Genomic DNA, 21,030 nt, shown 5'->3' with positions numbered 1-21,030 from the left:
TAGAAAGGCGCCATGCTGCATCTGCGCCTGATCACCCCCGCCGACCGGACGGAGGAGGTGGTGCGACTGATCGAGAACACGGTCGGCACCGCCCACCTCGTGGTCCTGCCCGGTGCCGCCCGCAGTCCCGCCGGCGACGTCGTCCTGTGCGACGTCGCCCGCGAGGCAGGGGACGGGCTCATCGGCACACTGAGGCGGCTGGGTCTGGAGGACACCGGTTCCATCGCCGTCGAGAACATCGACCTCACGCTGTCCCGGCGGGCCGACCGGGCCGAGCAGGAGGCCCCGGGCGAGGGCGCCGACGCGGTGCTGTGGGAGCACATGGAGGAGGCCACGCACGAGGAGTCGACGCTGTCGGTGACGTACGTCGCCTTCCTCGCCCTCGCCACCATGATCGCGGCCTGCGGTGTGGTGCTGGACAACGCGATCCTGATCGTGGGCGCGATGGCCGTCGGCCCCGAGTTCGGGCCGCTGGCCGGATTCAGCACGGCGCTGGTGCAGCGCCGGCCGCGGCTCGCCTGGCGCTCGCTCACCGCGCTGCTGGTGGGGTTCGCGGTGGCGATGGCGCTGACGGTCGGCTTCAGCTACTTCATGGACGCCGTCGGCCTGTTCACCAAGGTGCGGCTGGAGGCGCAGCGGCCCAACACCAACTTCATCTACCGCCCCGACGCGTTCTCCTTCGTCGTCGCGGTCCTGGCCGGCATCGCCGGCACGCTCTCCCTCACCTCCGCGAAGTCAGGGGCGCTGATCGGCGTGGCGATCTCCGTGACGACGGTCCCGGCAGCCGCCAACGCGGCGGTCGCCTTCGCCTACACCGAGTACCGCCAGGCCTGGGGCTCCACCGCACAGCTGCTGCTGAACCTGCTGGGCATCGTCCTGGCCGGAACCCTCACGCTGCTGGCCCAGAAGTGGCTGTGGGCCAGGCAGCGTGAGCGTACGGCGAAAGCGAGCGGCCTCCAGGAGACGCCCCGCACCTCACCGTCGGTAAATCGGTGGCCGAGGTACTGACGAGCCCCGCGACCCGTGTGCACGCTTTGTCGCGACCCTGGCCCCGGCCCGGCTCCGGGTCCGGGTCCGGGTCCGGGTCCGGGTCCGGGTCCGGGTACGGGTACGGGTCAGGGTCCGGGTACGGGTACGGGTCAGGGTCCGACGTCCCGGCTCCGGGGCCGGGTCCGGAACTAGCCCAGCGCGGACTTCACCGCGTCGGCCAGCCGCCCGGCCACCGACCGCGCCTGTTCGATGTCCGCGGCCTCGACCATCACCCGCACCAGCGGCTCGGTGCCCGACGGCCGCAGCAGGACCCGGCCCGTCGCGCCCAGCTCGTGCTCCGCCTCGGCGACGGCGGCGGCGAGGTCGGCGGAGGTCTTCACCCGGGACTTGTCGACGTCCGGGACGTTGATCAGCACCTGCGGCAGCCGCTCCATGACGGAGGCCAGGTCACGCAGGGTACGGCCGGTCTCCGCGACCCGCGCCGCCAGCAGCAGGCCGGTCAGCGTGCCGTCGCCCGTGGTCGCGTGGTCCAGGATGATGACGTGGCCGGACTGTTCGCCGCCGAGGGCGTAGCCGTGCTCCTTCATCTCCTCCAGGACGTAGCGGTCGCCGACGGCCGTCTGGATCAGCCGGATCCCGGCCTTCTCCATCGCCAGCTTGAAGCCCAGGTTGGACATCACCGTGGCGACCACCGTGTCGGAGCGCAGCTCCGAGCGCTCGCGCAGGGCCAGTGCGAGCACCGACAGGATCTGGTCGCCGTCGACCTCGTCGCCGGTGTGGTCCACGGCCAGGCAGCGGTCGGCGTCACCGTCGTGCGCGATGCCGAGGGCCGCGCCGTGCTCGATCACGGCGGCCTTCAGCTGTTCCAGGTGGGTGGAGCCACAGCCGTCGTTGATGTTGAGTCCGTCCGGTTCGGCACCGATCGTGACGACCTCGGCACCGGCCCGTGTGAACGCCTCCGGCGAGACCCCCGAGGCCGCGCCGTGCGCTTCGTCCAGGACGATCTTCAGCCCGTCCAGCCGGTTCGGCAGCACCGAGAGCAGGTGCGTGACGTACTGCTCGAAGCCCTCGTCGTAGGAGCACACGCGCCCGACCCCGGCGCCCGTCGGCCGCTCCCAGGGCTCGCCGTGCCGGTGCGCCTCGTACACCGCCTCGATCCTGTTCTCCAGCTCGTCGGCGAGTTTGTGGCCGCCCCGGGCGAAGAACTTGATGCCGTTGTCCGGCATGGCGTTGTGGCTGGCGGACAGCATCACGCCCAGGTCGGCGCCGAGCGCGCCGGTCAGGTACGCCACCGCGGGCGTCGGCAGCACGCCGACCTGCAGGACGTCCACACCCGCGCTGGCCAGCCCGGCGACCACGGCCGCCTCCAGGAACTCACCGGACGCGCGCGGATCCCGTCCGACCACCGCCGTCGGCTTGTGGCCCTCGAAGGTGCCCGCCTCGGCCAGCACGTGCGCCGCCGCCACGGAGAGACCGAGCGCCATCTCGGCCGTCAGGTCCGCGTTGGCGACGCCACGCACGCCGTCCGTGCCGAAGAGTCGTCCCACTTGTCCTCCTGAAGGAAACATCCGATCACACAAGCCGCCGAGCACCTTGTGTCGTTATACGCCCTTGGCGGGGATAAACGAACGCCCCGACGGCACATGTGGCGTGCCGCCGGGGCGTTCGGAGTACGTGCGTGCGGGCCAGGGCCCGTAGACGTACGAGCAGGCAGCGAAGCTTAGCGCTTGCTGTACTGCGGAGCCTTGCGGGCCTTCTTCAGACCGGCCTTCTTGCGCTCGACCGCACGGTCGTCGCGCTTGAGGAAGCCGGCCTTCTTCAGCGGGCCGCGGTTGTTGTCGACGTCGGCCTCGTTCAGCGCACGGGCGACACCGAGACGGAGCGCACCGGCCTGACCGGAGACACCGCCACCCGCGATGCGGGCGATGACGTCGTAACGGCCTTCCAGCTCGAGCACCTTGAAGGGCTCGTTCACTTCCTGCTGGTGCACCTTGTTCGGGAAGTAGTCCTCAAGGGTGCGACCGTTGATCTTCCACTTGCCGGTGCCCGGAACGATCCGGACACGGGCAATGGCGTTCTTGCGGCGGCCCAGGCCGGCAGCCGGCTGGGGCTCACCGAAACGCGAGGCGAGGGACTCGGAGGTGTACTCACCCTCCACCGGAACCTCGGACTCGGTGGTGTAGCTGTCGATGTCGAGCTCTTCGAACGGCTGCTCGGCAGTGGTCTCGGCCACGATTCTCCTCAGATTCTCTTCAGTCTTAGGGGGTGGCCGGACTTACTGCGCGACCTGGGTGATCTCGAACGGCACCGGCTGCTGGGCAGCGTGCGGGTGCTGGTCACCCTTGTAGACCTTCAGCTTCGAGAGCATCTGACGGCCCAGGGAGTTCTTCGGGAGCATGCCCTTGACGGCCTTCTCGATGGCCTTCTCGGGGTTCTTGTCGAGCAGCTCGTCGTAACGGACGGAGCGCAGACCACCCGGGTAGCCGGAGTGGCGGTACGCCATCTTCTGGGTCCGCTTGTTGCCGGACAGGTGCACCTTGTCGGCGTTGATGATGATGACGAAGTCACCAGCGTCGACGTGCGGCGCGTAGATCGGCTTGTGCTTGCCCCGGAGGAGGGTCGCTGCGGTGGTGGCGAGACGGCCCAGGACGACGTCCTGAGCGTCGATGACGTGCCACTGGCGCGTCACATCGCCGGGCTTGGGGCTGTACGTACGCACGGTTCGTAGCCTTCGCTTCGAGTGAATGGTCCTGAACAGGTCACCGAAACGATCACGACAGCCTTGACCGCACAGCGGTGACGCAAACCGCGTGCTGGTCGCTGGTCATCGGCCCGGTGGACCGGTGTAAGGGCCCGTCCCGTGAGAATGAGCAAGCCAATACACAACGAAGAAGCAGACTACCCGCGCCCCCCTTCACGGGTCAAAACGGCGCCGCTCCGCCGGTCCGGCGATGCGGGCCCGGGACAAACGCGGCATGCCGCCGGACCGGCTCCGGCACCCGGGGCCCCCGTCTAAGATGCGCCCCATGAGTTACGGGCAGGGGGGACCCCAGTCTCAGTGGGATCCCTGGAAACCGCACACCCAGCAGCCCTGGAACAGCGGCGACGACGGGACTCCGGACTGGGCCGCGCTCGCCGATGCCTCGGCGACGCGGAACAAGCGCCGCAGGCTGATGTTCATCGCCGGCGGCGCGCTCGCCACGATAGCCGTAGGCACGGCCGTCGCCATGGCCGTCGTCTCCGCGAACGGCGGCGACGACCCTTCCGGGCACCCCAGCAACCTGCCCGCCAGCGCGTCCCTGCCCGGCGGTTCGGCCACCGCCACGCCGTCCTTCGCACCCACCAGCGCCCCGCCTCCGCTGGACCCGAAGGACTTCATATCCAGCGCCGAGAAGGACACCGCCCCGCTCGGCCCCGAGACCCTCTTCCCGGGCACCCGGCTGACCATCGGCGGCACGGTGTACGAGAAGGGCGCCACGGCCGACACGACGAGCTGTGCCACCGCCGCCGGCGGCACCCTGCCCCACGTGCTCACGGCCAACGGCTGCACCCGGCTGATCCGCGTCAGCTACGTCAAGGACGGCATCGCGGTCACCGTAGGAGTCGCCGTCTTCGACACCGCCGACCAGGCCACGAGGGCCAAGACCCAGGCCGACCGGAAGAGCATCGTGCGCTCCCTGCCCGGCAAGGGCATCACGAACTTCTGCGACTCCGCGATCTGCCGCTCGACCACGAACTCCTACGGCCGTTACGCCTACTTCACGATCACCGGCTTCACCGCCGGCAAGGACGTGACGACGAAGGACACCAAGGTCTTCCGCACCGGCGACGACCTGGCCGAGTTCGCCTTCCGCCAGATCCGGCGCCGCGGCGAGGCCGCGGCGTCGGCCGCCTCGGGCTGATCCGGCTGCGGGCCCGGGTGACCCGGGCCCGCAGCCGGGGCTCGGGGGCTCAGGAAGCCGTCATGGTGTCGAAGTAGCTCACGCCACCGCCACGGAAGCCCTTGGCGGCCTGCTCGGCCTCCTTGGCCGAGAGCGCCTTGCCGGACTGGTAGTAGAACCAGTCGACCTTCATGTCCCAGGCCCGGTCACCGGCGAAGGGCAGATCCACGAACCAGGTGTTGAAGACGGCCGTCATGTCGGCGCGCGGCGCGTATTGCGCACCGCTGCGGTAGAGGGTCTTGCCGTCGACGCTGTAGGTGACCGAGTCCTCCTGGACCACGATCACCATGGTGTGCCAGCCGTCCAGTGACCGCCGCGTCGTGCTGGTGACACGGTCGCCCGCCCTGGCGTTGCGCCACGTGGTGGTGTCCAGCTTCGGCCCGACCGAGCCCCAGCCGCCGTTCGGCATGTACTCGTTGTCGAGTTCGGCGTACTTGCTGCCCGAGCCGCCGATGGTGAAGAACGTCTGGTTGATGTGGTCGCCGTTCTCGCCCGACGCCGGCTTGTCGGTGAAGTGGATGCGCGCCGCGTAGGTACCGACGCGGAACTTGGCCTCCTTCGTGCCGAGGGCGGCCTGCCGGGTTCCGGACCTCGTGCCGTCGGTGGACGCCCGCAGCTGGAGGACCTGTCCGCCGGGCACCTGGTCGTCGCCGGGGAAGGAGACGCCCTGCGGCGTCCATGTGTCGTGGATCCCGGGTCCGCCCTGGCTGGTGCGCACCAGCCAGCCGTGCTTGAACAGCGCGGTGTCCTTCGGGCCGCGGTAGTTGAAGTCGTCGAAGAACCCGCCCTCGGGCAGCTCGGGCACCGACCGGGTCACGGGCGCGGCCGTGGAGTGGCCATGTCCACCGGGTTCCTCGCCCCACGCCAGCTCGCCACGCAGGTAGGCGGGGACCCGGTGGTACTCCTGGTACGCGCGCTTGGAGCTGTCGAAGGACCAGTCGCCGGCCTGCTTCACGGGCTTGTGGTCGGTCCGGAACAGCTGGATCTGCAGGCCTCGGCTGTTCTCGCCGGGCTCCAGCACGCCCGCCTTCTGGGTGAAGCCGAGCTCCAGGTAGTGATCGGCACCCTCACGGGGCGAGTCCATGGCGACCACTTTTCCCGTCAGGTTCGAGCACCCGACCGCCGCTTCCACACAGTTGAAGGCATAGGGCACGTCCCCGTCGGCCGTGAAGTAATACCGCAGCGCGACCTCGCTCAACGGCACGGGCTTCTTGGACCTGTCGAAGATTTCCAGCCATGGCTCAATTGCATCGGCTTCGGCGCCGGTGGCCGTCCGATAACGGACGGCGAGATCGGGTTCTCCCGGGTGGAAATGGCGCCACACCGGCCCGGCGGCCAGTCCGGCGCCGGCGAGTACGGCCACGACAAGGAGAATCTTGAGGACACGGGCTATGCCACCGCGGCGGCGGGGTTGACGGCGAGATGTCGCCACGAAGACTCCTTCAGCGGGCGCAACGCGCACCCGGCGAGTGATCGGCACAGAGAAAGTGGTCGTCGCCTCGGCCGACGCCTCGAGTCTGCTCGAAGCCGCACCCGCGACCAGTCGGGTGCGACTCGCGACCGCCCCCAAGGGTTGTACGAGTTTCAACGTGAGAATGACGACCTCAAGTGACCCCGGAAGACGCTGTTACGATTCCCGCTCCTTCATTCGATTAACAAGCAGGGCGCCTGGCCGTCGGGCTCTTGGGGGGGCGCCGGGGTGGGATGCATTGCCGTGAATCGAAACACCACTGCCGATCTCGTGATCATCGGGCTCGGTTACGTTGGGCTGCCATTGGCCAGGGCGGCGAGCGCCTCCGGTCTGAAGGTCGTCGGACTTGATCGCAGCAAGGTGGTGGTCCAGGGGCTGAACTCGGGCTCGTCGCACATCGACGACATCAGTGACGCCGATGTGCGCACCATGCTCGACCAGGGTTTTCGCGCCGTCGACTCGCCCGAGGTCATCGCGGGCGCGGCGGCGGTCGTCGTCTGTGTGCCCACCCCGCTGACCGAGCACGGCGCGCCCGACCTGACCGCGGTGAACGCCGCCACCGAGGACATCGCGGCGCACCTCACCCCGGGGACACTGGTCGTGCTGGAGTCCACGACGTACCCCGGAACCACCGACGAGGTCGTCCGTCCGCGCCTGGAGGCCGACGGTCTGAGGGCGGGCGTCGACTTCTACCTCGCCTTCTCCCCCGAGCGCATCGACCCGGGCAACGCGCACTTCGGGCTGGAGAACACGCCCAAGGTGGTCGGCGGCACCACCCCGGACTGCACCAAGGCGGCCCGCGCCCTGTACGAGCGCTTCGTGGGCAGCGTGGTGGAGGCCAAGGGCACCCGTGAGGCCGAAATGGCCAAGCTGCTGGAGAACACCTACCGGCACGTGAACATCGCCCTCGTCAACGAGATGGCCATGTTCTGCCGCGAGATCGGCGTCGACCTGTGGGACGCCATCCGCTGTGCCTCCAGCAAGCCGTTCGGTTTCGCGGCCTTCCACCCCGGCCCCGGCGTCGGTGGCCACTGCATCCCGATCGACCCCAACTACCTGTCGTACAAGGTGCGTTCGCTCGGCATCCCGTTCCGCTTCGTGGAACTGGCGCAGGAGATCAACCAGCGGATGCCCGCCCACGTCGTGTCGCGCGCCGCCGACCTGCTCAACCAGCGGGGCAAGCCGATCCGCGGCTCGCGCATCCTGCTGCTCGGCGTGACCTACAAGCCGGACATCTCCGACCAGCGCGAGAGCCCCGCCGTGGACGTGGCCGAGCTGCTGCTCCAGCGCGGCGCCGACCTCCACTACGCCGACCCGCGCGTCCAGGGCTGGGCCGTCGAGGGCACCCCGGTGCCGCGCGTGGACGACTACCTCACGGGCGCCGCACAGGCCGACCTGACCATCCTCCTCCAGCAGCACAGCGAGTTCGACCTCGACCGGCTGGCCGACCACGCCCAGCTGCTCTTCGACACCCGCGGCAAGTCGGCCGACCACCCCCAGGTGGTCAAGCTGTGAGTGACGCGTACATACCGAACGCGGTCGAGTCCGACGGCCGCCGTGGACACCGGCGCAGACGGCACCTGAAGGTCTCGTACCTCTTCTTCCTCGCCATCGCGGCCGTGATCTTCACCAGGCTGGACCCGAACTCGCTCCATCCCTACTCGTACGGCGCCATGGCACTGCTCGCCCTGAAGATGTTCGGGGCGCTGTTCTACCGGCCCGCCAAGGCGGACCGCGAGGAACTGCTGCTCCTCGACAACTCCTGGGTCACCGCGGTCATCCCGATCTACAACGAGGACCCGGTGATGTTCGAGCAGGGCATGCGCAGCCTCCTCGCGCAGAGCCGGCTCCCCAACGAGGTCCACATCATCGACGACGCCAGCGCGGACGCGGGCGGCATCAGGGCCGCCAAGAAGCTGCGCCGCGAGTTCGAGGCGCGGGGCGTGAAGTACACGGTCAGCGTCCAGCCCGAGAACAAGGGCAAGCGCGAGGCACTGGCCCGCGGATTCGAGGCCGCGCCCTACTCCGACCTGTTCCTGTGCGTGGACTCCGACACCGTCCTCTCCCGCGACACCGTCCGGGAACTGCTGCTGCCCATGACCGACGAGCGGGTCATGGCGTCCACGGGCATGGTGCTCGCGCTCAACCACGACACCAACATCTTCACCCGCCTCCAGGACCTGCGGTACGGCAACTCGTTCCTCTTCGAGCGGGCCGCGTACTCCCGGCTGAAGTCGGTGCTGTGCTGCTGCGGCGCGCTCTCCGTGTACCGCGGCTCGCTGGTGCGCAAGTACCTGCCGGACTTCCTCAACCAGCAGTTCCTCGGCAAGCCCGCCGTCTTCGGCGACGACCGCCGGATGACCAACTACTGCCTCATGGAAGGGCAGGTGGTCTTCCAGGAGACGGCCGTCGGCTACACGGCCGTTCCCGAGAAGCTGCCGCACTTCCTGCGCCAGCAGGTCCGCTGGAACAAGTCGTTCTTCCGCGAGTCCCTGTGGGCCTTCAGGCACCAGCCGAAGCTGCGGCCCGCCTTCTGGCTGACCTGCATGGAACTCGCGCTGTGGCTGATCTTCGGCTCGGCGATGTTCTACTCCATGGTCATCCAGCCGATCATGCACCCGGCGCGGTTCCTCAACCACATCGGCGACTACCTGGTCTTCATGGTCCTCATGGGGTACCTGCGCAACGTCCGGTACCTCGACTTCCCGCGCCGCGGCATGGGCTTCATCAAGCGGTTCGGCATGTTCCTGCTGGCACCGCTGTACGGCGTCATCCAGCTGCTCCTGCTGACCCCGCTGCGCTTCTACGCCCTGGTCACGCTCAGCTCCGGCAGCTGGGGCACCCGTCAGGGCGGCGTCGAGGTGTCCGTCGCCGGCGGCCACGAGCAGGACGTCTCGGCGGTCTGGGAGGAAGAGGACGAGTACTCCTCCCAGCAGGTCTCCTCCACGATCGAGATGATGCGCCTGGAGGGCATCACCCTGGCCCGCACCGCCCCGCACGCGTCCCCGAGGGACCCCAACGGCTCGGCGGAGCACTACGGCGGCCACTCCGACAGCGACCTGCACGACCTGGGCCGCAACGCCCCCCAGCAGGCGGTGACCTGGAACGGGGCGCCGCAGCAGCAGGCAGTGGCGTGGCAGGGCGCACCGCAGCAGCAGGCGGTGGCGTGGCAGGGGGTGCCACAGCAGCCGACGGCCTGGCAGGGAGCCCCTCAGCACCAGTCCCAGTACCCCACGCCCCAGCCGTACGCCGACCACGACCAGGCCGCCTACCAGCAGCAGCCCGCACAGCCGTACGACCAGTGGCAGGGCCAGGCCGCTCCCTACATCCCGCAGCAGCCCGCGGGGCCGTACTACCAGCAGCCGCGGGACACCGACGGCGCCGGTCAGCAGCACTGGGCTCCGGAGTACCAGCCGTACACGCCGGGCCAGCAGCCGGAGGCCTACCCGAACGACGGCTGGCACGGCAACGGCCACTAGAGCGCCTGGGCCGTTACGCCGTCACCCTCGTCCGACCGGGGCGTACGGAAAGCCGGAGCGGGATGCCCGCTCCGGCCCCCGAGACACGTCCCGCTCGCACGTCGATGGTTTTCCGCAAGCCCCCACGGCGGGGCTTTCCAGAGGGGGGTTCGTGAACAGAGGCTCATTCGCATTGCGCCGCGGCGGCCGTGCCATAGGTGCGGCGGCACTGCTCGTGGCGGGCCTGGGGGCAGGGGGCTCCTGGCCCGCGGCCGCGGCCGAGAGCAAGCCGTGCCAGCCGACCGCGGGATTCAACCACTGCCGGATCTTCGGCTTCACCGGCGCAGCCGAGGACTTCCAGGTCCCGGCCGGGGTGGAGCAGCTGGACTTCCGCGCATGGGGCGAGGGCGGTGACGGCAGTGCCTTCGCCAACGGAGGCGCGGGCGCCTACGTGGCGGGCTCGCTCAAGGTCACACCCGGCGAGCACCTGACCGTCCAGGTGGCCGGTGACTACTACGGCAAGCCTTTCGGCGACGCTGTCGGGGGGAAGGGCAGCGGCACCTGGGGTGTGAAGGGCGGCTCCAGCTCCGGCATCCGCGCCGCCGACGGTTCCGCTCTGGTCGTCGCCGCCGGCGGTGGCGGCGGCGGCGTCGGCATCCACGGGGTCGGCCGGGCCGGAGGCGGCGGCGCGCCGGACGGCGGGGACGCCGCCGAGCAGGACCTCGGCGGCAAGGGCGCCACGGGCGGCCAGGGCGGCGCGGCCGGCGGCGAGGGCGGCGCGCGCGGCGCCGACCACGAGCAGGGCGGGACCGGCGGCACCGGCGGCACCAACGGTGGGGGCGGTGGCGCGGGCTATGCGGGAGGTGGTGGCGGCGCCGGCAAGAACGCGGCGGGCGACGCCGGCAGCGGAGGCGGCGGCTCCAGCTACGCCGACCCCGGGCGCACCACCGACGTACGGATGCTCGGCAGCGACACCACCGCGCCCCCGGCGAAGGACGACCCGTTCTGGGACAGGGACCCGGAGGGCGAGAACTCCCCGATCCTCTCCGGCATCGCCGAGGGCGGCCCCAACGGCCCCGGCGGCGACGGCCGTGTGGTGCTCCAGTGGCAGGGGGCGGCCGAGCAGCCCGCGCCCGAACTGGCCGAACTGACCAGGGAGTCGGGCGACCACCAGACAATCGCCCCGAACGGGCTCTCCGACCCGCTGGCCGTGGTGGCCCGCGACAAGGACGGCAAGCCGCTCGCGGACCAGAAGGTGACATTCACCCTGGAGGACCCGAACAACCTCGGGGTGAAGTTCGGCGAGGGCGCGACCGAGGTGACGACCGACGCCCAGGGCCTCGCCCGGTCTCCGCGCATCACGACCGGCGACGCGGAGGGCGACTTCACGGTGCGGGCCACCTCCGGGAAGGTCGCCACGACCTTCACCGCCCAGGTCAGGAAGACCGCCCACACCATCACGATCACCGGCGGCGACGCGCAGCGCGTCAAGCCCGGCGCGGCCTTCGCCGAGGCCCTGAGCGTCCAGGTGACCGCGTCCGGCGCCCCGGCCGCGGACACCGCCGTGGAGTTCCGCGTGGAGGGCGACGCCGAGGACGCCCCGGCGTTCGAGGGCGGCAAGCGCACGGTCACGGTCACCACTGACACCTCCGGCGACGCCTCGGCCCCCGAACTGGTGGCCGGGCTGGGAACCGGCACGTACACGGTCGTTGCGGCCGCCGGTGACGCGACGGCCCGCTTCACCCTCGAGGTCGGCGCGGAGGCCTCCCCGTCCCCGAGCCCCTCGCCGAGCACGAGCACGGGCACGGGCACAGGCACAGGCACGCCGGAGTCCTCGACGCCCGGCACGGACACCCAGGGCGGCTCGGGCAGCCTGGCCCTGACCGGCGCCGGGGGCATCGGCACCATCGCCGGGATCGCCGCGGCTCTCACCGCACTCGGCCTCGCCGCCAAGCGCTACGCCGGGCGCCTGCGCGGGCGCTCCGACGCGCACGACTGACCCGGCCGGAAGGGGCTTGCCACCTGAAGGGGCACTGCGGCAACCACCGCAGTGCCCCTTCAGTGCACCCGCCCCCGCACCCGCCGCGCCTGCCGCTGCCTCTCCAGGAGCTGGCCGTCCGCCGGGTAGGCGACCTCCTCCAGCGTCAGCCCGTGCGGCCGTACGACGTGGACGGCACTGTCGCGCACACGTGCGTCGAGCACGTCACGCGGCCACGACACCCCACGATGGCCGTCGCCCACGAACAGCAACGCTCCCACCATGGACCGCACTTGGTTGTGACAGAAGGCGTCGGCGCGGACCTCGATCTCGACGACGCCGTCCGCGGTCCGGCGCACACCGAAGTCGAAGATCTCACGGACCGTGGAGGCCCCCTCACGTTTCTTCGCGTACGCCGCGAAGTCGTGCTCCCCGACAAGGGACTTGGCGGCGGCGTCCATCACCGCCACATCCAACTCCCAGTCGTGCCACAGAACATGGTTGCGCAGCAGCGGGTCGACCCCGCCGGGCCGGTCTGCGACCCGGTAGATGTAGCGCCGCCACAGGGCCGCGAACCGCGCGTTGAACCCCGGCGCCGCCTCGGTGAGCGCCCAGACCCGCACGTCCTTGGGCAACCGTCCGGCGAGCCGCTTCAGCAGCTTCTCCTGGTGCTCGGCCCACAGCTCCACCGGCAGATCCACATGGGCCACCTGGCCGCGCGCGTGCACACCGGCGTCCGTCCGCCCGGCCACGGTCAGCTCGTACGTCGTGTCCTTGGTACGGGTCACCGTACGCAGGGCGTCCTCGATCTCGGCCTGCACGGTCCGCTGGCCGCCGGCCTGCTTGGCCCAACCGTGGAAGTCCGTACCGTCATAGGAAAGATCCAGGCGTATACGGACGTAACCGGGCTGTGCTTCGTCACTCACAGAAGAATCCTCTCAGGGCAGTGCCCTCTGAAAAACGTGAAAGCGGGCCCGCCCCGAAGGGCGAACCCGCTTCCAGCGTCAGGCAGAGCCCACTCAGGCCTCGGTGGCCTCGTCGGCGGCCGGAGCCTCGGCGGCCTCGGTCTCCTCGACCTTGGTCTCCTCGGCCTCCTTGACCGCACGCTTGGTGGCAGCCTCGGCCTCGCCCACGGCCTTCTGCTGCACCGTCAGCGCCTCGACCAGCTCGATGACAGCCATGGGCGCGTTGTCGCCACGGCGGTTACCGATCTTGGTGATGCGGGTGTAACCACCCGGACGGTTCTCGTAACGCGGGCCGATCTCGGTGAAGAGCGTGTGGACGACGCTCTTGTCCGTGATGACCTGGAGCACCTGACGGCGGTTGTGAAGGTCACCCTTCTTCGCCTTGGTGACCAGACGCTCGGCGTACGGGCGCAGGCGGCGGGCCTTCGCCTCGGTGGTGGTGATACGGCCGTGCTCGAAGAGGCTCTTCGCCAGGTTGGCGAGGAGCAGCTTCTCGTGCGCGGCGCTGCCGCCCAGACGGGCACCCTTGGTGGGCTTCGGCATTGTTCTTCTCCTGTGTGTCTGCCCCGGCCGTGTCAGGTACCGGGGTCAGTATCCGAGCGGGCGGTTGCCCGTCGGAGATCCGGGGGCCTCTGTGAGGCCCCCGGAGTCGGAACACGTTCAGTACTGACTCAGTACTGCTCGGTCTCCACGAAACCCGCGTCCGCGTCGTCGTCGGCGCCGAAGGCGTCCGCGGCGGCGGTCGGGTCGAATCCGGGCGGGCTGTCCTTGAGGGCCAGGCCCATGCCGGCCAGCTTCGCCTTGACCTCGTCGATGGACTTCGCACCGAAGTTGCGAATGTCGAGGAGGTCGGCCTCGGAGCGCGCGACCAGCTCACCCACGGAGTGGATGCCCTCACGCTTGAGGCAGTTGTAGGAGCGGACCGTCAGCTCCAGCTCCTCGATCGGCAGCGCCAGGTCGGCGGCCAGGGCGGCGTCCGTCGGGGACGGGCCCATGTCGATGCCCTCGGCGTCGATGTTCAGCTCGCGGGCGAGACCGAACAGCTCGACCAGGGTCTTGCCGGCCGACGCCATGGCGTCACGGGGACGCATGGCCTGCTTCGTCTCGACGTCGACGATCAGCTTGTCGAAGTCGGTGCGCTGCTCGACACGGGTGGCCTCGACCTTGTACGTGACCTTCAGCACCGGCGAGTAGATGGAGTCGACCGGGATACGGCCGATCTCCTGGCCCACCTGCTTGTTCTGCACGGCGGAGACGTAGCCGCGACCGCGCTCGACGGTCAGCTCCATCTCCAGCTTGCCCTTGCCGTTGAGCGTGGCGAGGACGAGGTCGGGGTTGTGCACCTCGACACCGGCCGGCGGCGCGATGTCGGCGGCGGTGACCAGACCCGGGCCCTGCTTGCGCAGGTACATCACGACCGGCTCGTCGTGCTCCGAGGAGACGACCAGCTGCTTGATGTTGAGGATCAGGTCGGTGACGTCCTCCTTGACGCCCGGCACGGTGGTGAACTCGTGCAGCACGCCGTCGATCCGGATGCTGGTGACAGCGGCACCGGGGATCGAGGACAGGAGGGTACGACGCAGGGAGTTGCCGAGGGTGTAGCCGAAGCCCGGCTCCAGCGGCTCGATCACGAACCGGGAGCGGAACTCGTCGACGACCTCTTCGGTCAACGAGGGACGCTGAGCGATCAGCATGTGTGGATCAGATCCTTCTTTCGTGGACGCCCGCTATTTGACGCCCGACGGAAACCGCACCTTTGAGAAGTGCGGGTACTGCAAGGGTACGGGCGGTACCGCCCTAGGGAGCCGTACCGCCCGGAACCACAGACCGTGAAGCGTCAGACGCGGCGGCGCTTCGGCGGACGGCAGCCGTTGTGCGGGGTCGGGGTGACGTCCTGGATGGAGCCGACCTCGAGGCCCGTGGCCTGCAGGGAACGGATCGCGGTCTCGCGACCGGAGCCCGGGCCCTTCACGAACACGTCGACCTTGCGCATGCCGTGCTCCTGGGCGCGGCGGGCGGCCGACTCGGCGGCCATCTGCGCGGCGAACGGCGTGGACTTCCGGGAGCCCTTGAAGCCGACGTGGCCGGCGGAGGCCCAGGAGATCACGTTGCCGGACGGGTCAGTGATCGAGACGATCGTGTTGTTGAACGTGCTCTTGATGTGCGCGTGGCCGTGAGCGACGTTCTTCTTTTCCTTGCGGCGCACCTTCTTGGCAGCGCCCTGACGTCCCTTGGGGGGCATCTACTAACTCCTACGGGAGGTGGTCGGTCCTACAGCGAAGACCGTGGACAGGTGTCCGCTGCGGACTACTTCTTGCCCGGCTTCTTCTTGCCGGCGATGGCGCGACGCGGGCCCTTGCGGGTACGAGCGTTGGTGCTGGTGCGCTGACCGCGGACGGGCAGACCGCGACGGTGACGCAGACCCTGGTAGCAGCCGATCTCGACCTTGCGGCGGATGTCGGCCTGGATCTCGCGACGGAGGTCACCCTCGGTCTTGATGTTGTTGTCGACGTACTCGCGGATCGCGACCAGCTGCTCTTCGGTCAGGTCACGGACGCGGGTGTTCGGGTCGACGCCGGTCGCAGCCAGCGTCTCCTTCGAGAGGGTCCGGCCGATGCCGAACACGTAGGTGAGGGCGACCTCCACGCGCTTTTCGCGCGGGATGTCAACACCGGAAACGCGTGCCATTCAATGGCTCCTGGTGAATCTTCGGAGGTCTTCCGCAGAACCGGGTCCCGGCCGCCGTACCAGGTACGAACCGGGTCCCCGGCCTCCGACCGGGGGTGTCAAGCCGCTTGCGACGGCTTGGGTCCTGCGTATGAACAATTCAGCTCGCGTCGCGCGAATCTCTGCGATAGCGGTGCAGAGGGTTCAGGTCGTGCGTCAGCCCTGGCGCTGCTTGTGGCGCGGGTTCTCGCAGATGACCATGACCCGACCGTGACGGCGGATCACCCTGCACTTGTCGCAGATCTTCTTGACGCTCGGCTTGACCTTCATGGGGTGAGGTTCTCCGGGTCAGTGCCATCGCTCCGGGAGGACCCGGGGCGCGGGCAAGATCTACTTGTACCGGTAGACGATCCGGCCACGCGTCAGGTCGTACGGAGACAGCTCCACCACGACCCGGTCGTCAGGGAGGATGCGGATGTAGTGCATACGCATCTTGCCGCTGATGTGTGCCAGGACCTGGTGGCCGTTCTGGAGCTCGACCTTGAACATGGCGTTCGGCAGAGACTCGACGACAGTGCCCTCGATCTCGATGGCACCTTGCTTCTTGGCCACGCTTCGCCCTTCGAATCGACTACCTTGATCGACTCTTACCCGCATTCACTTGCATCACCTACCGGCATGCAGACATGCGGGTATACAAGAGCCGACGAGTCAGTCTACGTCAGCGCACCCGGAAACACGAATCGGAGAAGTCTGCCCCACGCCGCAGATCCTTACGCAAGGGGGTCCGGAGCCGCCGTCACGCCGTACTCCGCCAGCTTCGCCCTGCCGCCGTCCGGCGCCGTCAGCACCAGCGGGCCCTGTGCGGTGAGGGCCACCGAGTGCTCCCAGTGGGAGGACCAGGTGCCGTCGATGGTGACGACCGTCCAGTCGTCCTCCAGGACCTCGGTCTTCGGGGTGCCGAGGGAGACCATGGGCTCGATCGCCAGGCAGATGCCGGGGACCAGCTTGGGGCCCTTGCCACGGCGGCGCTCGACGTAGTTCAGCAGGTGGGGGTCCATGTGCATCTCGGTGCCGATGCCGTGGCCGCCGTAGTCCTCGATGATGCCGTAGCGACCGCCGCCCGGCTTGGGCTGGCGGCGGATGTACGTCTCGACGGCCCGGGAGATGTCGACCAGGCGGTTGCCCAGCTTCATCGCGGCGATACCGGCCCACATGGACTCTTCCGTCACCCGGGAGAGTTCGACCAGCTCCGGAGCGTGGCCGGAGCCGACGAACGCGGTGTAGGCCGCATCGCCGTGCCAGCCGTCGACGATCGCGCCGGCGTCGATGGAGATGATGTCGCCGTCCTTGAGGACGACGTCCTCGGAGGGGATGCCGTGGACGACCACGTCGTTGACCGAGGTGCAGATCGTCGCCGGGAAGCCGCCGTAGCCGAGGAAGTTCGACTTCGCGCCGTGCTCGGCGATCACCTTGCGTGCGACGTCGTCCAGGTCCTTCGTGCTGGCACCCGGCACCGCCGCCTCCCGGGTGGCCGCGTGAACGGCCGCTACGACCAGGCCCGCCGCACGCATCTTGGCGATCTGCTCGGGGGTCTTGATCTGCACCATGGGGGCCTGCGCTCTCCGTCATTCACGTGGGCTGGTCCAGCCGTTCAGCTGGTTCATCTAGACAACAGTACGGCCGCGGCGCCCTGACGGGCACCGCGGCCGGAAGGACCGGGAGCTACTTCTCGGCCTTCTCGCGCTTGAGCGCTTCCAGCGCCCGCTGCGTGATCTCGTCCACCGGGCCCAGGGAGGAGATCGTCACGACCAGGCCCTGCGCCTTGTAGTAGTCGATGATCGGCTCGGTCTGCTGGTGGTAGACCTCCAGCCGCTTGAGGACCGTGTCCTCCTTGTCGTCGTCACGCTGGTACAGCTCGCCGCCGCAGACGTCACAGACGCCTTCCTTCTTCGGCTTGCTGTACGTCTCGTGGAAGACGTGGGAGGAGTCGTTGCGGCAGATGCGCCGACCGGCGATCCGCTTGACGACCTCGTCCTCGGGGACCTCCAGGTCCAGGACGGCGTCCAGCTCGATGCCCTCGGTCGTCAGCAGCTCGTCCAGCGCCTGGGCCTGGGAGACGTTGCGCGGGAAGCCGTCCAGCAGGAAACCGCCGACGGCGTCCGGCTGCTCCATGCGGTCCTTGGCCATCGCGATGGTCACCTCGTCCGGAACGAGGTTGCCGGCGTCCATGTAGGACTTCGCGAGCTTGCCGAGCTCGGTCTGCTGGCTGATGTTGGCCCGGAAGAGGTCGCCCGTGGAGATGTGCGGGATGGCCAGCTTCTCAGCGAGTCGGACGGCTTGCGTTCCCTTACCGGCACCCGGCGGCCCGACGAGGACGATACGCATCAGCGGAGGAACCCTTCGTAATTGCGCTGCTGGAGCTGGCTCTCGATCTGCTTCACCGTCTCCAGGCCCACACCCACGATGATCAGGATGCTGGTACCACCGAACGGGAAGTTGTTCGTCGCCCCGAACCCGACCAACGCCATTGTTGGCACGAGAGCAATCAGACCCAGATACAGCGAACCCGGCCAGGTGATCCGGTTGAGCACGTAGCTCAGGTACTCAGCGGTCGGTCGGCCAGCCCGGATGCCCGGGATGAAGCCACCATACTTCTTCATGTTGTCGGCGACTTCCTCGGGGTTGAAGGAGATCGCCACATAGAAGAACGCGAAGAACACGATGAGCAAGAAGTACGAAACGATGTAAATCGGGTGGTCGCCCTTGGTCAGGTTGTTCTGAACCCACAACTTCCAACCGGAGTTACCACCAGCGAACTGGGCCACCAGCGCCGGGATGTACAGCAGCGACGACGCGAAGATGACGGGAATCACACCCGCCTGGTTCACCTTGAGCGGGATGTACGTGGACGTACCGCCATAGGAACGGCGGCCGATCATGCGCTTCGCGTACTGCACCGGGATGCGGCGCTGGGCCTGCTCGACGAAGACGACCAGCGCGACCATGACCAGGCCGACCAGGATGACGGTGCCGAACTCGATCCAGCCCCCGGCCAGCGTGCCCTGCTTCTTGATCGCCCACAGGGCGGAGGGGAAGGTGGCGGCGATCGAGATGAACATCAGGATCGACATGCCGTTGCCGATACCGCGGTCGGTGATCAGCTCACCCAGCCACATGACGACGGCCGTACCGGCGGTCATGCAGACGACCATCGTGATGGTGGTGAAGATCGCCTGGTCCGGGACGATGTTCGAGGCCACCGAGCAGCCGTTGAAGAGCGCGCCGCTGCGGGCGGTGGCGACGAGGCCGGTGCCCTGCAGGATGGCGAGCGCCACGGTCAGGTAACGCGTGTACTGCGTGATCTTCGCCGTGCCGGCCTGGCCCTCCTTCTTGAGGGCTTCGAGGCGCGGGATCACCACGGTCAGCAGCTGAAGGATGATGCTCGCCGTGATGTACGGCATGATGCCGAGCGCGAAGATCGTGATCTGGAGCAGCGCGCCGCCGCTGAACATGTTGACGAGACCGAAGAGGCCCTGATTGCCGGACGCCTCGTTCACGCAGGTCTGGACGGCCTTGTAGTTGACGCCGGGGATCGGGACGTGGGTACCGACCCGGTAGACCACGATGATGCCCAGCGTGAAGAGCAGCTTCTTGCGCAGGTCGGGCGTCTTGAACGCCCGGGCGAACGCGGTGAGCACGGTGCCTCCTGCGACCCCCGCGCAACTGCGTCAAGGGTGACGGTCTTGAGGTTCGACGATTAGGAAAACAACAGTGCAGGCCACCATACCGGCGACACTGCCCCCCTAGGAACGACCGACCGGGGATACCTCATTCTGAGGTATCCCCGGTCGGGATCGTTTACGTCATCGAGAGACCTGAGTGACTCAGACCAGCTCGGTGACCGTGCCGCCGGCGGCGGCGATCTTCTCCTTGGCGGAGCCGGAGACGGCGTCGACCGTCACCTGCAGCGCCACGGAGACCTCGCCCTGGCCCAGGACCTTGACGAGGCTGTTCTTGCGCACGGCACCCTTGGCCACGAGGTCCTGGACGGTGACCTCTCCACCCTGCGGGTAGAGCGCGGCCAGCTTGTCCAGGTTCACGACCTGGTACTCGGTCTTGAACGGGTTCTTGAAGCCCTTCAGCTTCGGGAGGCGCATGTGCAGCGGCATCTGGCCACCCTCGAAGCGCTCCGGAACCTGGTAGCGGGCCTTGGTGCCCTTGGTACCACGACCGGCCGTCTTACCCTTCGACGCCTCACCACGACCGACACGGGTCTTGGCGGTCTTGGCGCCGGGGGCGGGACGGAGGTTGTGGATCTTGAGCGGGTTCTGCTCCGCCATGATCAGTCGACCTCCTCGACCGTCACGAGGTGGCGGACGGTGTGCACCATGCCGCGGAACTCGGGGCGGTCCTCCTTGACGACCTGCGTGTTGATCCCCTTGAGACCAAGCGACCGCAGAGTGTCACGGTGGTTCTGCTTGCTGCCGATGTAGGACTTGACCTGCGTGATCTTGAGCTGCGCCATGATTACGCACCCGCCCCGGCACGCGCACGCAGCAGAGCCGCGGGAGCGACGTCCTCGAGCGGCAGACCACGGCGGGCCGCGATCTCCTCGGGACGCTGCAGGCCCTTCAGGGCCGCCACGGTCGCGTGCACGATGTTGATGGCGTTGTCGGAGCCGAGCGACTTCGACAGCACGTCGTGGATACCGGCGCACTCGAGCACGGCACGCACCGGACCACCGGCGATAACACCGGTACCCGGGGACGCGGGCTTGAGCAGCACGACGCCGGCAGCCTTCTCACCCTGGATCGGGTGCGGGATGGTGCCCTGGATACGGGGGACCTTGAAGAAGTGCTTCTTGGCCTCCTCAACGCCCTTGGCGATGGCGGCCGGCACCTCCTTGGCCTTGCCGTAACCGACACCCACGGTGCCGTCACCGTCGCCCACCACGACCAGCGCGGTGAAGCTGAAGCGACGACCACCCTTCACAACCTTGGCGACGCGGTTGATCGCGACAACGCGCTCAACGTACGCGGTCTTCTCGGCGGCAGCAGCGCCGCCGTCACGGCCCTTCCGGTCCCGCCGCTCGCCGCCACCGGCACCGCCACCGCGGCGCTGGGGTCCAGCCATTGGATTTACCTCTCTCTTTTCCGCTAGCTACGGCGGCTCAGAACCTGAGCCCGGCCTCGCGGGCGGCGTCCGCCAGGGCGGCGATGCGCCCGGCGTACTGGTTGCCACCACGGTCGAACACGACAGCCTCGACGCCGGCGGCCTTGGCACGCTCGGCGACCAGGGCGCCGACCTGCTTGGCCTGCGCGGACTTGTCGCCCTCGCCACCGCGGACGGACGCGTCCAGGGTGGACGCGGACGCCAGGGTGTGGCCCTTGAGGTCGTCGATCACCTGCGCCACGATGTGGCGGTTGGAGCGGGTCACGACCAGACGGGGACGCTCCGCGGTACCGGACACCTTCTTGCGGATCCGGATGTGGCGGCGCTTGATCGCGGCGCGCTTGTAGGCGTCGCCCTTGAGGATCTTCTGCCCGTATGCCATGGC

Annotated in this window: 23 protein-coding genes; 5 read left to right on the top strand and 18 right to left on the bottom strand. The window is 68.8% G+C overall.

The features are described from left to right. The first annotated feature begins 12 nt into the window (after positions 1-12). Positions 13-1,008, top strand: a complete 996-nt coding sequence (locus K7G59_RS19685) for a DUF389 domain-containing protein (protein ID WP_225836006.1) — start codon at positions 13-15, stop codon at positions 1,006-1,008. A 170-nt stretch (positions 1,009-1,178) separates the two neighbouring features. Here the strand turns inward: K7G59_RS19685 and glmM are convergent, their stop codons facing one another. From glmM to rplM, 3 genes are all read right to left on the bottom strand, one after another. After that, complete coding sequence (glmM, locus tag K7G59_RS19680) at positions 1,179-2,537, bottom strand: phosphoglucosamine mutase (RefSeq protein WP_225836004.1); 1,359 nt, start codon at positions 2,535-2,537, stop codon at positions 1,179-1,181. A 173-nt stretch (positions 2,538-2,710) separates the two neighbouring features. Continuing rightward, entirely contained in the window at positions 2,711-3,223 is a 513-nt protein-coding gene (rpsI, locus tag K7G59_RS19675) for a 30S ribosomal protein S9 (protein ID WP_225836003.1), read from the bottom strand. A 42-nt stretch (positions 3,224-3,265) separates the two neighbouring features. Further along, complete coding sequence (rplM, locus tag K7G59_RS19670) at positions 3,266-3,709, bottom strand: 50S ribosomal protein L13 (protein ID WP_014674395.1); 444 nt, start codon at positions 3,707-3,709, stop codon at positions 3,266-3,268. Between the two features lie 307 nt (positions 3,710-4,016). Between rplM and K7G59_RS19665 the strand changes: the two genes are divergently transcribed. Further along, entirely contained in the window at positions 4,017-4,892 is an 876-nt protein-coding gene (locus K7G59_RS19665; RefSeq protein ID WP_225836001.1) for a hypothetical protein, read from the top strand. A gap of 49 nt (positions 4,893-4,941) precedes the next feature. Here K7G59_RS19665 and K7G59_RS19660 read toward each other — a convergent pair whose 3' ends face one another. Further along, positions 4,942-6,363, bottom strand: a complete 1,422-nt coding sequence (locus tag K7G59_RS19660; protein WP_225835999.1) for a cellulose binding domain-containing protein — start codon at positions 6,361-6,363, stop codon at positions 4,942-4,944. A gap of 282 nt (positions 6,364-6,645) precedes the next feature. Here K7G59_RS19660 and K7G59_RS19655 point away from each other — a divergent pair, with 282 nt between their 5' ends. From K7G59_RS19655 to K7G59_RS19645, 3 genes are all read left to right on the top strand, one after another. Further along, positions 6,646-7,917, top strand: coding sequence for a nucleotide sugar dehydrogenase (locus tag K7G59_RS19655; protein WP_225835998.1), 1,272 nt, complete (start codon positions 6,646-6,648; stop codon positions 7,915-7,917). Beyond that, positions 7,914-9,881 carry a glycosyltransferase gene (locus tag K7G59_RS19650; RefSeq protein WP_225835996.1) on the top strand — a complete coding sequence of 656 codons (1,968 nt, stop codon included), beginning with the start codon at positions 7,914-7,916 and terminating at the stop codon, positions 9,879-9,881. Before K7G59_RS19655 ends, K7G59_RS19650 begins: the two co-directional genes overlap by 4 nt. A gap of 151 nt (positions 9,882-10,032) precedes the next feature. After that, positions 10,033-11,859 carry a hypothetical protein gene (locus K7G59_RS19645; protein WP_225835994.1) on the top strand — a complete coding sequence of 609 codons (1,827 nt, stop codon included), beginning with the start codon at positions 10,033-10,035 and terminating at the stop codon, positions 11,857-11,859. Between the two features lie 59 nt (positions 11,860-11,918). Here K7G59_RS19645 and truA read toward each other — a convergent pair whose 3' ends face one another. From truA to rplR, 14 genes are all read right to left on the bottom strand, one after another. Beyond that, positions 11,919-12,764 carry a tRNA pseudouridine(38-40) synthase TruA gene (gene truA, locus K7G59_RS19640; RefSeq protein ID WP_225835992.1) on the bottom strand — a complete coding sequence of 282 codons (846 nt, stop codon included), beginning with the start codon at positions 12,762-12,764 and terminating at the stop codon, positions 11,919-11,921. Between the two features lie 93 nt (positions 12,765-12,857). Next, complete coding sequence (gene rplQ, locus K7G59_RS19635) at positions 12,858-13,346, bottom strand: 50S ribosomal protein L17 (protein WP_225835990.1); 489 nt, start codon at positions 13,344-13,346, stop codon at positions 12,858-12,860. 128 nt (positions 13,347-13,474) lie between these two features. After that, complete coding sequence (locus tag K7G59_RS19630; protein ID WP_003966937.1) at positions 13,475-14,497, bottom strand: DNA-directed RNA polymerase subunit alpha; 1,023 nt, start codon at positions 14,495-14,497, stop codon at positions 13,475-13,477. A gap of 143 nt (positions 14,498-14,640) precedes the next feature. After that, positions 14,641-15,045, bottom strand: a complete 405-nt coding sequence (gene rpsK / locus K7G59_RS19625) for a 30S ribosomal protein S11 (protein WP_003956432.1) — start codon at positions 15,043-15,045, stop codon at positions 14,641-14,643. A gap of 65 nt (positions 15,046-15,110) precedes the next feature. Beyond that, positions 15,111-15,491 carry a 30S ribosomal protein S13 gene (rpsM, locus tag K7G59_RS19620; RefSeq protein WP_023547369.1) on the bottom strand — a complete coding sequence of 127 codons (381 nt, stop codon included), beginning with the start codon at positions 15,489-15,491 and terminating at the stop codon, positions 15,111-15,113. 195 nt (positions 15,492-15,686) lie between these two features. Continuing rightward, a complete protein-coding gene (rpmJ, locus tag K7G59_RS19615) occupies positions 15,687-15,800 on the bottom strand; it encodes a 50S ribosomal protein L36 (RefSeq protein ID WP_003998809.1) in 114 nt (37 codons plus the stop codon). Positions 15,801-15,860: 60 nt separating this feature from the next. Next, positions 15,861-16,082 carry a translation initiation factor IF-1 gene (gene infA, locus K7G59_RS19610; RefSeq protein ID WP_003948620.1) on the bottom strand — a complete coding sequence of 74 codons (222 nt, stop codon included), beginning with the start codon at positions 16,080-16,082 and terminating at the stop codon, positions 15,861-15,863. A gap of 161 nt (positions 16,083-16,243) precedes the next feature. Beyond that, positions 16,244-17,080: a type I methionyl aminopeptidase gene (map, locus tag K7G59_RS19605; protein ID WP_225835988.1), complete on the bottom strand. Its 837-nt coding sequence runs from the start codon at positions 17,078-17,080 to the stop codon at positions 16,244-16,246. A gap of 115 nt (positions 17,081-17,195) precedes the next feature. Then, positions 17,196-17,858, bottom strand: a complete 663-nt coding sequence (locus tag K7G59_RS19600) for an adenylate kinase (RefSeq protein WP_225835985.1) — start codon at positions 17,856-17,858, stop codon at positions 17,196-17,198. After that, positions 17,858-19,171 (bottom strand): preprotein translocase subunit SecY, encoded by a 1,314-nt coding sequence (gene secY / locus K7G59_RS19595; protein WP_225835982.1) that lies wholly within the window; start codon positions 19,169-19,171, stop codon positions 17,858-17,860. Before secY ends, K7G59_RS19600 begins: the two co-directional genes overlap by 1 nt. 186 nt (positions 19,172-19,357) lie before the next feature. Continuing rightward, the gene (gene rplO, locus K7G59_RS19590) at positions 19,358-19,813 is read right to left on the bottom strand and encodes a 50S ribosomal protein L15 (RefSeq protein WP_225835980.1); all 456 of its coding nucleotides are present in this window, start codon (positions 19,811-19,813) and stop codon (positions 19,358-19,360) included. Positions 19,814-19,815: 2 nt separating this feature from the next. Next, positions 19,816-19,998, bottom strand: a complete 183-nt coding sequence (rpmD, locus tag K7G59_RS19585; RefSeq protein ID WP_003974250.1) for a 50S ribosomal protein L30 — start codon at positions 19,996-19,998, stop codon at positions 19,816-19,818. 2 nt (positions 19,999-20,000) lie between these two features. After that, entirely contained in the window at positions 20,001-20,606 is a 606-nt protein-coding gene (rpsE, locus tag K7G59_RS19580; protein ID WP_003992370.1) for a 30S ribosomal protein S5, read from the bottom strand. Between the two features lie 37 nt (positions 20,607-20,643). Continuing rightward, positions 20,644-21,027 carry a 50S ribosomal protein L18 gene (gene rplR / locus K7G59_RS19575; protein ID WP_225835978.1) on the bottom strand — a complete coding sequence of 128 codons (384 nt, stop codon included), beginning with the start codon at positions 21,025-21,027 and terminating at the stop codon, positions 20,644-20,646. Between the last annotated feature and the right edge of the window lie 3 nt (positions 21,028-21,030).

This window comes from Streptomyces sp. NK08204 (assembly GCF_020400585.1).
Classification (GTDB): Bacteria; Actinomycetota; Actinomycetes; order Streptomycetales; family Streptomycetaceae; genus Streptomyces.
This window is presented reverse-complemented; position numbering and strand designations above follow the sequence as displayed.

Excerpts from the sequence above, each read along its gene's own strand:
- rpsE (WP_003992370.1), bottom strand. The coding sequence starts at position 20,606 with ATGGCTGGACCCCAGCGCCGCGGTGGCGGTGCCGGTGGCGGCGAGCGG.
- rpmJ (WP_003998809.1), bottom strand. The coding sequence starts at position 15,800 with ATGAAGGTCAAGCCGAGCGTCAAGAAGATCTGCGACAAGTGCAGGGTG.
- K7G59_RS19665 (WP_225836001.1), top strand. The coding sequence starts at position 4,017 with ATGAGTTACGGGCAGGGGGGACCCCAGTCTCAGTGGGATCCCTGGAAA.
- rpmD (WP_003974250.1), bottom strand. The coding sequence starts at position 19,998 with ATGGCGCAGCTCAAGATCACGCAGGTCAAGTCCTACATCGGCAGCAAG.
- K7G59_RS19685 (WP_225836006.1), top strand. The coding sequence starts at position 13 with ATGCTGCATCTGCGCCTGATCACCCCCGCCGACCGGACGGAGGAGGTG.
- rplO (WP_225835980.1), bottom strand. The coding sequence starts at position 19,813 with ATGGCGGAGCAGAACCCGCTCAAGATCCACAACCTCCGTCCCGCCCCC.
- K7G59_RS19600 (WP_225835985.1), bottom strand. The coding sequence starts at position 17,858 with ATGCGTATCGTCCTCGTCGGGCCGCCGGGTGCCGGTAAGGGAACGCAA.
- rplQ (WP_225835990.1), bottom strand. The coding sequence starts at position 13,346 with ATGCCGAAGCCCACCAAGGGTGCCCGTCTGGGCGGCAGCGCCGCGCAC.
- map (WP_225835988.1), bottom strand. The coding sequence starts at position 17,080 with ATGGTGCAGATCAAGACCCCCGAGCAGATCGCCAAGATGCGTGCGGCG.
- rplR (WP_225835978.1), bottom strand. The coding sequence starts at position 21,027 with ATGGCATACGGGCAGAAGATCCTCAAGGGCGACGCCTACAAGCGCGCC.
- rpsM (WP_023547369.1), bottom strand. The coding sequence starts at position 15,491 with ATGGCACGCGTTTCCGGTGTTGACATCCCGCGCGAAAAGCGCGTGGAG.
- K7G59_RS19630 (WP_003966937.1), bottom strand. The coding sequence starts at position 14,497 with ATGCTGATCGCTCAGCGTCCCTCGTTGACCGAAGAGGTCGTCGACGAG.
- rpsK (WP_003956432.1), bottom strand. The coding sequence starts at position 15,045 with ATGCCCCCCAAGGGACGTCAGGGCGCTGCCAAGAAGGTGCGCCGCAAG.